Source organism: Lapillicoccus jejuensis (assembly GCF_006715055.1).
In the GTDB taxonomy this organism is placed as follows: Bacteria; Actinomycetota; Actinomycetes; order Actinomycetales; family Dermatophilaceae; genus Lapillicoccus; species Lapillicoccus jejuensis.
Window position 1 is genome coordinate 3,309,906 of sequence record NZ_VFMN01000001.1, and the last position, 13,574, is coordinate 3,323,479.

Sequence of the window (13,574 nt, forward strand, 5' to 3'; positions counted from 1 at the left end):
GTGACGGACGTGCGACTCATCGAGCTGCCCCCGCCCACGACGACGTGGTCGCTGCTGCTGCACGGCGGCGCCGGCGGCCGCGTCGAGGAGCTGGCCGTCGCCGGCGACGGGCCGTACGCCGACGGGCTGCGCGCCGCCTGGCGCGCCGGCGCCGCCGTGCTGTCGGCCGGTGGCAGCGCCCTCGACGCGGTCGGTGCGAGCGTCGAGGTGCTCGAGGACGACCCGCTGTTCAACGCCGGACGGGGAGCGGCGCTCACCGCCGCCGGGACCGCCGAGCTCGACGCCTGCGTGATGTCCGGCGACGGCCGCGCCGGCGCGGTGGCGGCGAGCCGGCACGCCCGCCACCCGGTGGCCGCGGCCCGCCGGGTCCGGGACGAGGGGCGGGCGGTGCTCCTCGTCGACCCGCCGGTGGGTGCCGTCGAGCGCTGGGGCCTGGAACGGGTCGACGGCTCCTGGTTCGTCACGCCCGCCCGGCAGCAGCAGCTGGCGCGGGTCACCCGCCGCGAGCTGGAGCCCGCGCGGCACGGCACCGTCGGGGCGGTCGCGGTCGACGCGAGCGGCCACGTCGCGGCGGCGACCTCGACCGGTGGGATGGTCGGCCAGAGCGAGGGGCGCGTCGGGGACTCGCCGATCGTCGGCGCCGGCACCTACGCCCGCGACGGCGTCGTCGCCGTCAGCTGCACCGGCGAGGGGGAGGCGTTCCTGCAGGGGCTCGTCGCCGCCGACATCGCGGCCCGGGTGCGCTACCTCGGCGCCGACCTGGCCACGGCCGTGCGCGACACCGTCGCCGCCGAGCTCGCCCCCCGCGGGGCGAGCGGTGGTCTCGTCGCGGTGCGTCCCGACGGCAGCGGCGTCGTCGCCCACAGCTCGCCGGCGATGTACGCCGCCTACGCGGACGGCGGGCGGCTGGTGACCCTCACGTGAGCGCCGCCCGCCGGGTCAAGGACGAGGTCTTCGCACGGACCGACCAGCTGAGCCCGGCCGAGCGCAAGGTCGCCCGGGCCCTGCTCGCCGACTACCCGAGCGCCGGTCTCGGGAGCGCCGCCAGCCTGGCCAAGGCGGCCGGGACGAGCACGCCGACCGTGCTGCGGCTGCTCGGGCGGCTCGGCATCGGCAGCTACCCCGAGTTCCAGGAGCTGCTGCGCCAGGAGATCAGCCAGGCGACGAGCAGCCCGCTCTCGCGCGCCAGCGGGTCGCTGCGGCCGGGGGAGACGACCTTCCTCTCGCGCGCCATCGGTCAGCGGTGCGACCTCGTGGACCGGCTGCGCACGACGACGCCCCCCGGCGAGTTCGACGCCGCGGTCGCGGCGCTGTGCGCTCCGGCGAAGCAGGTCGTCGTCTCGGGAGGCTACTTCTCGAGACACCTCGCAACCATCCTCGCGGCCCAGCTCGACCAGCTGCTGCCCCAGGTCGTCCACGCCCACGAGCCGCTCGGCCAGGACATCGGCCGGATCCTCGGGCTGGGCAAGGACGGCGTCCTCGTCATGCTCGACCTGCGCCGGCACGAGCTGCCGGCCCAGCAGGTGGTCGAGCTGGCCCGACGTCGCGGGGCCACGGTCGTCGTCGTCACCGACGAGGAGCTGTCACCGGCGGCCGACGTCGCCGACATCGTCCTGCCGGTGGCCGTCGACGGGGTCCCTTTCGACTCGTTCACCGGCCTCATGGCGCTGCTCGAGATCCTCGTCGAGGCCGTCTTCCAGCGGCTCGGCGAGGTGGCCCTGGACCGGATGCGCGAGTGGGAGGAGTCGGTCCAGATCACCCGGGCGTTCCGCGTGGGGCCGGCCGGGGCGGTCTCCGCCTCCAGCCCGGCCGCCGAGCTGCGGCGCCCCGCCCCGCTGGCTCCGGTGACGTCGTGACCCCCCGCTGGGCGGACCAGGTCGCGGTCGTCACCGGCACGGCGCAGGGCATCGGCGCGGCGGTCGCCGAGTCGCTCGAGGCGGCCGGCGCGACCGTGCACCGGGTCGACCGCGACCGGTCGCCCGCGCCGGCGCCGTCGGCCGGGCGGGTGTACGTCGTCGACCTCAGCCGCACCGACGAGGTCGACGACCTGTTCGCCGACGTCGGTCACGTCGACGTGCTCGTCAACAGCGCCGGCGGGGTCGTGGGGCAGACCCACGTGCCCTTCGGCACCGTCCTCGACGCCGACTGGGACGCGGTGCTCGACGCCAACCTGCGCACGACCATGCTGTGCACCCGCGCGGCGGTCCGGTCGATGACCGCGCGCGGGTACGGCCGCGTCGTGACGATCTCCTCCGGCGCCGGGCGCAGCGTCAGCCTCACCGGCATCCAGGCCTACGCCGCCGCCAAGGCCGCGCAGATCGCCCTGACCCGTCAGCTGGCCCACGAGCTGGGCCCGCAGGGGGTCACCGTCAACTGCGTCGCCCCCGGCTTCGTGCTGTCCAACCCCACGACGCAGCGCCAGTGGGAGGCGCTCGGGCCCGACGGTCAGGAGGCGCTGGTCCGCGGCATCGCGGTGCGTCGTACGGGCTCGGCGGGCGACATCGCCCGGGCCGTCCTCTTCTTCGCCGACCCGGCCGCCGGCTGGGTGAGCGGGCAGACCCTGTCCGTCGACGGCGGATCCGCCCTGTTCTAGCAAGGAGCCCACCATCTCGACCTCCCCGCGCCACCGGTACGTCGTCATCGGCGCCGGCGCCATCGGCGGCACCCTCGCCGCGCACATGGTGCAGGCCGGCCACGACGTCCTGCTCTGCGACGCCGCCGCCGACCACGTCGAGGCGGTGAACCGCGACGGACTGCGCATCGAGGGGCCGGTCGCGCAGCTGCACGTCCGCGTCCCGGCGGTCCTGCCGGCGGACCTGCCGGACCGGATCGACCGGGCGGTCATCGCCGTCAAGGCCCACCACACCCGCGCCGCCGTCGAGCCGCTCGTCGAGCGGCTCGCGCCCGACGGCGTCGTCCTCACCGTCCAGAACGGGCTGACCGCCGACGTGCTGGTCGAGCTGCTGGGCGAGGAGCGGGTGGTCAGCAGCTTCGTCAACATCGGCGCCGACTACCTCGAGCCGGGCCGGATCCTCCAGGGCAACGTCGCGGCCTTCCGGGTCGGTGAGCTGCACGGCGGGGAGATCACGCCGCGGGTGCGCGAGCTCGTCGAGGTGCTGCCCTACGCGCAGGCGACCGACAACGTCCTCGGCTACCTGTGGGGGAAGGAGGCGTACGGCGCCATGCTGTGGGCCGGCGCCGTCTCCGACCTCACGATCGCCGAGAGCCTCGAGCGGCCCGAGTACCGCCCGCTCATGGTCGCCCTCGCCCGGGAAGTGCTGTCCCAGTCACCGGTCCCGGTCGAGTCGTTCGACGGGTTCGAGCCCGACGACCTCGAGGGGTCGCTCGACCGGCTGGCCGCCTTCAACCGCCGCAGCGCCAAGCAGTACAGCGGGATCTACCGCGACCTCGTCGTGCGCCGCCGCAAGACCGAGATCGACAGCCAGCTGGAGGACCTGCGCGGCCCGATCTTCGCGCGCATCGGCGCGATCGTCCACGACATCGAGGACGGCCGCCGCGAAGTGAGCACCGCGAACCTCGACGAGCTGGCGTCGTACGCCGCCTCGCTGCCCACCCCCTGAGCCGCACCACCCACCCACACGCCCCGAACCGCACCGGAAGAGGAACCCACCATGCGCGCTGCCGTCTACCAGGCCGCCGGCCACGTCACCGTCGAGGAGGTACCGGACGCCGCTCTCGTCGAGCCCACCGACGCCGTCGTCCGCGTCCTGCGCTCGTGCATCTGCGGGTCCGACCTGTGGTCGTGGCGCGGGGTCATCCAGCGCCCGGCCGGGTCGCGGCTCGGGCACGAGTTCATCGGCACCGTCGAGGAGGTCGGCGCAAAGGTGACGACCGTGAAGGTGGGCGACCTCGTCGTCGCGCCCTTCCAGTGGTCGGACAACACCTGCCCCGCCTGCCAGGACGGCATCCAGACCCGCTGCGACCACGGTGGCACGTTCGGCGCGCCGGGGACCGACGGCGGTCAGGGCGAGGCGGTCCGCGTGCCGCAGGCCGACGGCACCCTCGTCGCCGTGCCCGGCGGCCGCGCGTCGGTCGACGACGCCCAGCTGCCGGCGCTGCTCGCGCTCACCGACGTCATGGCGACCGGGCTGCACGGCGCCGTCCTGTCCGGCGCGGGGGAGGGTGACACCGTCGTCGTCATCGGCGACGGGGCGGTCGGCCTCAGCGCCGTCCTGGGCGCGAAGGCGGTCCTCGGGGCGGAGCGGGTCGTCCTCATGAGCCGGCACGAGGACCGCGCCGCCGTCGGGCGGTCGTTCGGCGCCACCGACGTCATCGCCGAGCGCGGCGACGAGGGCATCGCCGCCGTCCGCGAGCTGACCGGGGGCCGCGGCGCCCGGCACGTCGTCGAGGCCGTCGGGACGCCCGGCTCGTGGGAGATGGCCCTCGGGATGGTCCGCGTCGGCGGCGGGATCGGCGCCGTCGGCGTCCCGCACACGATGCCCCAGCTGCCGCTGTTCCCCGTCGTGCGCGACCACCTCACGGTCCGCGCCGGCATCGCGCCGGTGCGCCACTACCTGCCCGACCTGCTCGAGCGGGTGGTGAGCGGCCGGCTGGACCCCAGCCCGGTCTTCGACCTGACCCTCCCGCTGGAGAAGGTCGCCGACGGCTACACCGCGATGGACGAGCGCCGCTCGATCAAGACGGTCCTCGCCGGCTGACCCGCCCCCGTCCCGCGTTCCGGACTCACGTTGTGCCGCACCCGAACCGGTTCAGCCGGGTCCGGGAGCGGCACGACGTGAGTCCGGAACGCGGAGGGGTGGTGGTGCGGGGCCCGGGAGGTGGTGGGCGACGGGGCGTCGTACGGTGGCGGTCATGACGCACCGGATCGCGGTCATCCCCGGCGACGGGATCGGCACCGAGGTCGTCCCCGAGGGGGTGCGGGTCCTGCGGGCGGCGGCCGACCGCTACGGCCTCGACCTCGCCCTCGAGGAGTTCGACTTCGCCAGCGCCGACCACTGGCAGCGGCACGGGACGATGCTGCCCGAGGGCTGGTTCGAGACGTTGAGCGGCTTCGACGCGATCTTCTTCGGCGCCGTCGGGTGGCCCGACGTCGTGCCGGACCACGTGTCGCTGTGGGGGAGCCTGCTGCAGTTCCGGCGGCGGTTCGACCAGTACGTCAACCTGCGCCCCGTGCGGCTCATGCCGGGGGTGCGCTCGCCGCTGGCCGGCCGTGAGCCGGGCGACGTCGACTTCCTCGTGGTGCGCGAGAACACCGAGGGGGAGTACACCTCGGTCGGCGGCGTCCTCTTCGAGGACACTGATCGGGAGACCGTCATCCAGGAAACGGTCATGACGCGCGTCGGGGTCGACCGGATCCTGCGCTACGCCTTCGAGCTCGCGCGGTCCCGCGAGGCCAAGCACCTGACGTCGGCGACCAAGAGCAACGGCATCGCCATCACGATGCCGTGGTGGGACACCCGGGTCGCCGCGATGGCGCAGGACTACGCCGACGTGCGGGTCGACAAGTTCCACATCGACATCCTCACCGCGAACTTCGTCCTGCACCCGGACTGGTTCGACGTCGTCGTCGCGAGCAACCTCTTCGGCGACATCCTCAGCGACCTCGGACCGGCGTGCACCGGCACCATCGGGATCGCCCCGAGCGGCAACATCAACCCCGAGCGGCGCTACCCGTCGCTGTTCGAGCCGGTCCACGGGTCGGCCCCCGACATCGCCGGGAAGGGCGTCGCGAACCCGGTCGGCCAGATCTGGTCGGCCAGCCTCATGCTCGACCACCTCGGCGAGCCCGAAGCGGCCGCCGCGGTCCTCGCCGCGATCGAGCAGGTGCTCGGCGCCGGCGAGGGCCTCACCCCCGACCTCGGCGGCACGGGGACGACGACCTCGCTGGGCACGGCGATCGCCGCCGCCGTCAGCGACGCCCCCGCCCCGTGAGCACCCCACTTGTTGCTGCTTTTCGTCGGGCCGCGCGAGGTGGCTCACCTCCCTGACCGAGGCGAGAAGTAGCAACACGTGGGGTTCCGACCTCCCTCGCTCTCAGGTGAGCAGCGGGGCGAGGAACTCCTCCTGCACGTCGGTGAGGACCTCCGCGGGGGCCTCCTCCGGCAGGTAGTGGCCGCAGTCGAGCGCCCGGCCGGACACGTCGGTGGCGAGCGCCGACCACAGCGCCAGCGGGTCGAAGTACCGCTCGACGATCCCGCGGGCGCCCCACAGCACCCGCAGCGGGGTGGTGACGACCCGGCCCGCCTCGCGGTCGGCGCGGTCCAGCTCGAGGTCCGGTCCGGCCGACGCGCGGTAGTCCTCGCACATCCAGTGCACGACCTCCGGATCGCGCAGCGCCGCCCGGTAGGCGGCCAGCGCCTCGTCGTCGAACGCGGCGAGCCCCGCGTGCCGGCTGCCCATCACCGCGTCGAGGTAGGCGTCGGGGTCGGCGCCGACGAGCCGCTCGGGCAGCGGCTCGCGCTGGATGAGGAAGAACCAGTGCCAGTACGCGGTCGCGTAGCCGCGGGTCGTGCCCTCGTACATGTCGAGCGTCGGCGCGATGTCCATGAGCAGCGCCCGGGTCACCCGATCCGGTCGGTCGGCGAGCAGCCGGTGGGCGACCCGCGCGCCGCGGTCGTGCGCGACGACGGCGTACGGGCCGAAGCCGTGCTGCTCGCCGAGCCGGCGCATCCCCTCGTCGAGGTCGGAGGCCATCGCCCGCTTGGTCATCGCGGCCGCCCCGGGGTCGGACGGGCGCGAGTCGCCGTACCCGGGCAGGTCGAGGGCGACGACGGTGAACCACTCGGCGAGCGCCGGCGCGACGTGGTGCCAGATGAGGTGGGTCTGCGGGTGCCCGTGCAGCAGCAGCACCGCCGGGGCGCACGGCCGCACCGAGACCTCCCCGACGAGCCGGCCCTCCCCGAAGTCCAGCCGCACGGCGTCGAACCCCGCCAGACCCCCACCCGTCACCGCCACGCGGGCAGTCAACATCAGGGGTCGCCGACCCGCCACTCTGCGAGACTGACGCGGTGAGCGGGCTGTCGGTCGAGGGGCTCGTCGTGCGGTTCGGCCCGGTCGTCGCGGTCGACGACGTGACCCTGCGGGCCGGGGCCGGCCGGGCGACCGCGCTGCTCGGGCGCAACGGCGCCGGCAAGTCGACGACCCTGCGCGTCGCGTCGGGTGTGCTGCCCCCCACGGCGGGACGGGTCACCGTCGACGGCGTCGACGTCGTCGAGGACCCGCTGGGCGCCAAGCGCGCCGTCGGCTACTGCCCCGACGTGGGCGGCCTCGTGCCGCGGGCCACGCCGTGGGAGCACCTCGAGCTGAGCGCGCGGCTGCGCGGGCTGCGCGGCTGGGAGCCGCGGGCGCGCGAGCTGCTGCGGCGCTTCGACCTCGACGACGTCGCCGACCGGGTGACGGCCGGCTTCAGCCACGGGATGGGCCGGCGCACCTCGGTCGTGCTCGCCGCCCTGCACGAGCCCCGGGTGCTGCTGCTCGACGAGCCGTTCGACGGCGTCGACCCGACCGGGGTCGACGCGACCCTCGAGGTGGTGCGCGAGGCCCGCGACCGCGGCGCGACCGTGGTCGTCTGCACCCACCTGCGCGACCTCGCCGTCCAGGTGTGCGACGAGGCGGTCGTCATGCGCGGCGGCCGCGTCGTCGCCACGACGCCGGTCCCCGCGCTGCGCGGCGAGGAGGGGGCGCGTGCCTACCGGGACCTGCTCGCCTGAGCGCACCGACCCGCCGGGGTCGCTCGCGTCGCTCGGGCTCGTGCTGCGGCTGCGGTGGCGCACCGTCCCCACCGGGGGCCGGGTCGTCGTCGTGGTGCTGCTGGCGGTGCTGGGGTCCGCCGTCGGGCTGCTGGCCCGGCTGGCGCACGGGCTCCCCGACGGCGCCGGTGGCCTCACCCGAGCCGACGTCGTCCCGGCCCTGCCGGCCACGCTGGTCGGGTTCCTCCTCACGACGACCCTCGCCGCGGTCGCGGCCGGCGGGGGGCGCGAGGCGCTACCCGCGGACCAGGTCGTCGCCTTCCCCGTGGGTCCGCGGGTCGACCACCTCGCCGCCCTCGCCCTCGCGCCGGTGACGGTGGCGTGGGTGGCTCCGGCGGCGGCTCTCGTCGTCGAGGTGTGCTACCTCGCGCCCCACAGCGTGGCCCCCGGGCTGCTGGTCGTCGCGCTGTGGCTCGCGGTGGCCACGGCGACGGCGCAGCTGGTGGGGTGGGGCGCCGAGGCGGTCCGCGGGGCGCCGTACGGCGTGTGGGTGGTGCGGCTCGCCCTCACCCTCGTCGTCGCCGCGGCCGCCGTCGCGCTGTGGACCGGGCGTCTGGCCGGCGCGACCCGCGCGCTCGGCGGCGACCTCGTCGCCGACGTGGTCCGCGCGGGCGCCGAGGGGGACGGGGTGCCCTGGGTGCTCGGCGTCCTCGCCCTGCTCGCCCTCACCGCCCTCGCCGTCGCGCTCGGTGACCGCGCCGCCGCGGCGGTGGCCCGTCGGCCACGACGGGTCCGCGCGGCGGCCGAGACCCGGCGCCACCCGCCGGGCCGCACGCTCGACGCCCACGGCACGCTGCGCCGGCTGGACCGCGCGGGGGTGCTGCGCTCGCCGCCGCTCGCCCGCGGGCTGCTGCTGCTGGCCCTGCTGCCCGGTCTCGTGGCCCTCGCCGCCCCGCTCGACTGGGTCGTCCTGCCCGTGGTGCCGGGCTTCTTCGGCCTCGGTGGCGCGCTGCTCTTCGGGGTCAACGCCTTCGTCCTCGACGGCGGGGGCGCCTGGTGGCGCGAGTCGCTGCCGGTCGCTCCGCGCGTGCTGCTGCGCACGCGGGCGCGGCTGGTGGCCGAGGTGCTCGCCCTGCCGACGCTGGCCAGCCTCGTCCTCGGCGCCGTGCGGGCGGGGTGGCCGCCCGGCCCGGCCCCGGTCGTGGCGACCGCGGGTGCGCTGCTCGTCGTCGCGGCGCGCATCCTCGCCTCGACGCTGCGCTGGTCGGTGCGCCACCCGCACGCGGCCGACCTCGGCAGCCCTCGGGCCCAGCCCGCGCCCGCGGGGACGCTGCTCGCCGACACCCTGCGCCTGACGGCGCACGCGCTGGCGTACGGCGTGCTGTTCTGCGCGCTCGCGGTGGCGCCCTGGTGGTGGGCGGCGCTCGCCGCGGTCGTGCTGCTCGTGCCGTCGGTGCTCAGCCTGCGCCGGACCGCGCGGCTGTGGGACGACCCGGTCGTGCGGGCGGGCGTCGTGCGCACCGTCGCGGGCGGCTGACGCCCGCGGCCGGGGGTTTGGGCGGCTCGGGGACGCCGCTTACCCTGGACCCGTGACCACGACGCTCCAGCACGCCCCCGGTGAGTCGCTCTTCGGCGCGCTCGAGCCGCTGCTCGAGCGGGTCTCGAAGCCGATCCAGTACGTCGGCGGCGAGCTCAACTCGACCGTCAAGGACTGGCAGTGCGGCGGCTTCGGCCCCGGCGGCGAGGAGCTGACGACGCGCTGGGCGCTGATGTACCCCGACGCCTACGAGGTCGGCCTGCCCAACCAGGGCGTCATGATCCTCTACGAGGTCCTCAACGAGCGCGAGGACGCCCTGGCCGAGCGCACCTACTCGGTGTGGCCCGACCTCGAGGCGCTCATGCGCGAGCACCACGTGCCGCAGCTGACGGTCGACGCGCACCGCGCGCTGCGCGACTTCGACCTGTTCGGCGTCTCGTTCTCCACCGAGCTCGGCTACACGAACATGCTCACCGCGCTCGACCTCGCGGGCATCCCGATCCACGCCGCCGAGCGCGGCGACGACGACCCGGTGGTCGTCGCGGGCGGGCACGCCGCGTTCAACCCCGAGCCGGTCGCCGCGTTCGTCGACGCCGCGGTGGTCGGCGACGGCGAGGAGGCGGTTCTCGCCATCACCGACATCACCCGCGAGTGGAAGGCCGCCGGCCGGCCCGGCGGTCGCGCCGAGCTGCTCCTGCGTCTGGCGCGCACCGGTGGCGTCTACGTCCCGAGCCTGTACGACGTCTCGTACCTGCCCGACGGGCGCATCCAGCGCGTCGCGCCGAAGGCCGGCGCGACCGGCGTCCCGTGGCGCGTCTCCAAGCACACCGTCATGGACCTCGACGCGTGGCCGTACCCGAAGCAGCCGCTCGTGCCGCTCGCCGAGACGGTGCACGAGCGGATGTCGGTCGAGATCTTCCGCGGCTGCACCCGCGGCTGCCGCTTCTGCCAGGCCGGGATGATCACCCGCCCGGTGCGCGAGCGGTCCATCACCGGCATCGGCGAGATGGTCGAGCGCGGCCTGGCCGCGACCGGCTTCGAGGAGGTCGGCCTGCTCTCGCTGTCCTCGGCCGACCACTCCGAGATCGCGGAGGTGACCAAGGGCCTCGCCGACCGCTACGAGGGCACGCAGACCGGGCTCTCCCTGCCGTCGACCCGCGTCGACGCGTTCAACATCGACCTGGCCAACGAGCTGACCCGCAACGGCCGCCGGTCCGGGCTGACCTTCGCGCCCGAGGGCGGGTCGGAGCGGATCCGCAAGGTCATCAACAAGATGGTCAGCGAGCAGGACCTCATCGACACCGTCGCGGCGGCGTACGGCGCGGGCTGGCGGCAGGTCAAGCTCTACTTCATGTGCGGGCTGCCGACCGAGACCGACGAGGACGTCCTGCAGATCGCCGAGCTGGCCAAGCGGGTCATCGAGACCGGTCGGCAGGTCTCCGGCCGCCGCGACATCCGCTGCACCGTCTCGATCGGCGGGTTCGTGCCGAAGCCGCACACCCCGTTCCAGTGGGCGCCGCAGCTCGGCGTCGAGGAGACCGACGCGCGTCTGCAGAAGCTGCGCGAGGCGATCCGCGCCGACCGCCGCTACGCGAGCTCGATCGGGTTCCGCTACCACGACGGCCAGCCCGGGATGGTCGAGGGCCTTCTCTCGCGCGGTGACCGCCGCGTCGGCAAGGTCATCGAGGCCGTGTGGCGCGACGGCGGCCGCTTCGACGGCTGGAGCGAGCACTTCAGCTTCGAGCGGTGGATGCGCTGCGCCGAGGAGGTCTTCGCGACCGACCCGCAGTGCGCCGCCGTCGACGTCGCCTGGTACACCACGCGCGAGCGCGAGCAGGCCGAGGTGCTCCCGTGGGACCACCTCGACTCCGGCCTCGACAAGGACTGGCTCTGGGAGGACTGGCAGGACGCCCTCGACGAGACCGAGGTCGAGGACTGCCGCTGGACGCCGTGCTTCGACTGCGGCGTCTGCCCGCAGATGAACACCGAGATCGAGATCGGCCCGACCGGCAAGACGCTGATCCCGCTCACGGTGCTGGGGTCCCAGCGCGAGCAGCTGCTGGAGGCCCGCTCCTAGCGACCAGCGGGACGTCCGCACCGACGGGGGACCGGTGCCCCCTCGCTGCGGACGCCGCGGTGGGCGTGAGGGGCAGGGTGAGCCGGAACCGGGCGCCCGGCAGGGCCGTGTCGCCCGCCTCGCGCGGGACGCAGACGAGGTCCCCCCCGTGCGCGCGGGCGATGCCCCGGGCGATCGGCAGCCCCAGCCCCGCGCCCGAGTCACCCGGCGTCCGGGCCGCGTCGAGCCGCACCATCCGCTCGAAGACCCGCTCGCGGTCCGCGGGGGCGATGCCCGGTCCGTCGTCGGTCACCTCGACGACGGCCTCCCCGGCGTCCGTACGGCGCACGGCGACGTGCACCCGGGCGGTCCGCCCGGCCGCACGCACGGCGTTGTCGAGCAGGTTGCCGACGACCTGGGTGACCCGGTCGGGATCGGCGTCGACGACGACGTCGTCGCCGGTGACGAGCAGCGCCGTGTCGGGGTGCCGCAGCCGCCGCGACTCCACCGCGCCGGCGACGAGCGAGCGCAGCTCGACCGGCTGCGGGGCGAGGGGGAGGCCGCGGTCGATCCGCGCCATGAGCAGCAGGTCGTCGACGAGCCGGCCGGCCCGCCGCGACTCGCGCACGAGGGCGAGCAGGGTCCGCTCCCGCTCGGCCCGCTCCGGGTCGGAGCGCAGCACGTGCTCGGCGCTGGCCTGGACGCCGGCGATCGGGGTGCGCAGCTCGTGGGCGGCGTCGGACAGGAAGTCCCGCAGCCGCTGCTCGGACTCCAGCGCGTGCCGCTCGGCGCCCTCCACCGCGTCGAGCATGTCGTCGAAGGCCTGCGCGGTCGTGCCGAGCTCGGTGCGCGGCCGGTCGGGGCGTAGCCGACGTCCCCGGTCGCCCTTGCCGATCGACCGCGCCACGGAGGTGATCCGGTCCAGCGGCCGCAGCACGCGGCCGACGACGGGCCGGACGACGGCGGCGCCGAGCAGCAGCACGCCGATCGCCCCGGCCAGGAACGCGATCCGCGTCTGGTCGACGACGCGGTCGACCTCGCCGGAGTCGGCCTGCAGGGTCAGCCACGTACCGTCGGGCAGCTTCCGGCTCTCCTGGACGACGTTGTCGTAGTGCACGACGACGCCGTCAGCGCTCTGTGGGGGGAGCTGCGTCGAGGTCCCTGACCCGTCGGAGCCACTGGAACCACGGGAACCGGTCGAGTCGGAGGATGCGCCGGACCCTCCAGGGGCGGTGTCGGCGCCGTTGCGGCCGGCGGGTCCGCCGCCCGGCCCGCGCCCGGGCTGAGGTCCGATCGGGGGCCCCTTGACCGCGACCTGGCCGGCGGCGTTCACGACCTTCACCGAGACCCCGTTGCCCTCCAGGCGCTCGGCCAACGCCTCGATGTCGGGGATCTGGTCGGCCAGGGCCACGCCGAGCTGGGCCCGGTCCTGCAGCCGCTGCTCGAGCTGGCTCTCCAGCCGGTTGCGCAGCACGACGTCGGTCGTCACGCCGAGGACGGCGACCATGACGGTGAGCAGCAGCAGCACCGTCGCCGTCACGCGACGACGCAGCGACGGGGTGTGCAGACGCGACCCGGCGGACGGGGCGCGGCGTCGTACGGACCTCACGCGACGTCCTCCCGGGCGGGAGCGCGCAGGACGTAGCCGAGCCCACGCACCGTGTGCAGCAGCCGCGGCGCACCGCCGGCCTCCATCTTGCGCCGCAGCGTGCTGATGTTCGCGGGCACGAGGTTGTCGCTGTACTCCTCGTAGCCCCACACCTGGGTGAGGATCTGCGTCGTCGAGACGACCCGCCCGCGCTGCTGCGCGAGGTAGGCCAGCAGCCGGAACTCGGTGGCCGTCAACGGGAGCGGCTCGCCCCCGCGGACGGCGACGGCGGCCGACTCGTCGACGACGAGGTCGTCGACCTCGACCGTGGTCGGGGTCGCGCCGAGCCGGCCCAGCAGCGCCCGCACCCGCGCAACCAGCTCCTCCATCGCGAACGGCTTCGGCACGTAGTCGTCGACCCCCGCCGAGAAGCCGCGCAGCCGGTCGCCGACGCCCTCGCGCGCGGTGAGCATGATGATGCCGACGTCGGCGGTGCGCCGCGCCACCCGCGCCAGGGTCGGCCCGTCGCGGCCCGGCAGCATCCAGTCCAGGACCAGCACGGACGGCCGGTACGACGCCAGCAGCCCCTCGAGCTCCTCGCCGTCGGCGGCCGAGCGGACGTCGAGACCGGTGTCGCGCAGGGCGGCGGCGACGGCCTCGCGGATGGCGGTGTCGTCCTCGACGAGGAGCACGCGGGCGGCGGTACGGAGCGTCATACCCCCA

General features: G+C 75.4%; 12 protein-coding genes. 9 read left to right on the top strand and 3 right to left on the bottom strand.

Going from position 1 to position 13,574, the window contains the following annotated elements:
- The 6 genes from FB458_RS15370 (at position 1) to FB458_RS15395 (ending at position 5,913) form a co-directional block, all read left to right on the top strand.
- On the top strand, positions 1 to 924 hold the full coding sequence (locus FB458_RS15370) for an isoaspartyl peptidase/L-asparaginase family protein (RefSeq protein WP_211356063.1): 924 nt from the start codon (positions 1 to 3) through the stop codon (positions 922 to 924).
- Positions 921 to 1,856, top strand: coding sequence for a MurR/RpiR family transcriptional regulator (locus tag FB458_RS15375; RefSeq protein ID WP_141849262.1), 936 nt, complete (start codon positions 921 to 923; stop codon positions 1,854 to 1,856). Before FB458_RS15370 ends, FB458_RS15375 begins: the two co-directional genes overlap by 4 nt.
- On the top strand, positions 1,853 to 2,593 hold the full coding sequence (locus FB458_RS15380; protein WP_141849263.1) for an SDR family NAD(P)-dependent oxidoreductase: 741 nt from the start codon (positions 1,853 to 1,855) through the stop codon (positions 2,591 to 2,593). The genes FB458_RS15375 and FB458_RS15380 overlap by 4 nt, the downstream gene beginning before the upstream one ends.
- Positions 2,594 to 2,639: 46 nt before the next feature.
- Positions 2,640 to 3,581 (top strand): ketopantoate reductase family protein, encoded by a 942-nt coding sequence (locus tag FB458_RS15385; RefSeq protein ID WP_281286128.1) that lies wholly within the window; start codon positions 2,640 to 2,642, stop codon positions 3,579 to 3,581.
- 51 nt (positions 3,582 to 3,632) lie between these two features.
- On the top strand, positions 3,633 to 4,679 hold the full coding sequence (locus FB458_RS15390; protein ID WP_141849265.1) for an alcohol dehydrogenase catalytic domain-containing protein: 1,047 nt from the start codon (positions 3,633 to 3,635) through the stop codon (positions 4,677 to 4,679).
- A 154-nt stretch (positions 4,680 to 4,833) separates the two neighbouring features.
- The gene (locus tag FB458_RS15395; protein ID WP_141849266.1) at positions 4,834 to 5,913 is read left to right on the top strand and encodes a tartrate dehydrogenase; all 1,080 of its coding nucleotides are present in this window, start codon (positions 4,834 to 4,836) and stop codon (positions 5,911 to 5,913) included.
- Positions 5,914 to 6,015: 102 nt separating this feature from the next.
- Here FB458_RS15395 and FB458_RS15400 read toward each other — a convergent pair whose 3' ends face one another.
- Positions 6,016 to 6,951, bottom strand: a complete 936-nt coding sequence (locus FB458_RS15400) for an alpha/beta fold hydrolase (RefSeq protein WP_141849267.1) — start codon at positions 6,949 to 6,951, stop codon at positions 6,016 to 6,018.
- 38 nt (positions 6,952 to 6,989) lie between these two features.
- Here FB458_RS15400 and FB458_RS15405 point away from each other — a divergent pair, with 38 nt between their 5' ends.
- From FB458_RS15405 to FB458_RS15415, 3 genes are read left to right on the top strand one after another with little or no spacing between them, the layout of a single operon-like run.
- Entirely contained in the window at positions 6,990 to 7,691 is a 702-nt protein-coding gene (locus FB458_RS15405; RefSeq protein ID WP_141849268.1) for an ABC transporter ATP-binding protein, read from the top strand.
- The gene (locus FB458_RS15410) at positions 7,666 to 9,207 is read left to right on the top strand and encodes a hypothetical protein (RefSeq protein ID WP_141849269.1); all 1,542 of its coding nucleotides are present in this window, start codon (positions 7,666 to 7,668) and stop codon (positions 9,205 to 9,207) included. Before FB458_RS15405 ends, FB458_RS15410 begins: the two co-directional genes overlap by 26 nt.
- 52 nt (positions 9,208 to 9,259) lie before the next feature.
- Entirely contained in the window at positions 9,260 to 11,284 is a 2,025-nt protein-coding gene (locus tag FB458_RS15415; protein WP_141849270.1) for a TIGR03960 family B12-binding radical SAM protein, read from the top strand.
- Here FB458_RS15415 and FB458_RS15420 read toward each other — a convergent pair.
- Positions 11,235 to 12,872 (bottom strand): sensor histidine kinase, encoded by a 1,638-nt coding sequence (locus tag FB458_RS15420; RefSeq protein WP_141849271.1) that lies wholly within the window; start codon positions 12,870 to 12,872, stop codon positions 11,235 to 11,237. The two genes, FB458_RS15415 and FB458_RS15420, sit on opposite strands and share 50 nt — an antisense overlap.
- Complete coding sequence (locus FB458_RS15425; RefSeq protein WP_141849272.1) at positions 12,869 to 13,567, bottom strand: response regulator transcription factor; 699 nt, start codon at positions 13,565 to 13,567, stop codon at positions 12,869 to 12,871. Before FB458_RS15425 ends, FB458_RS15420 begins: the two co-directional genes overlap by 4 nt.
- Positions 13,568 to 13,574: the final 7 nt, after the last annotated feature.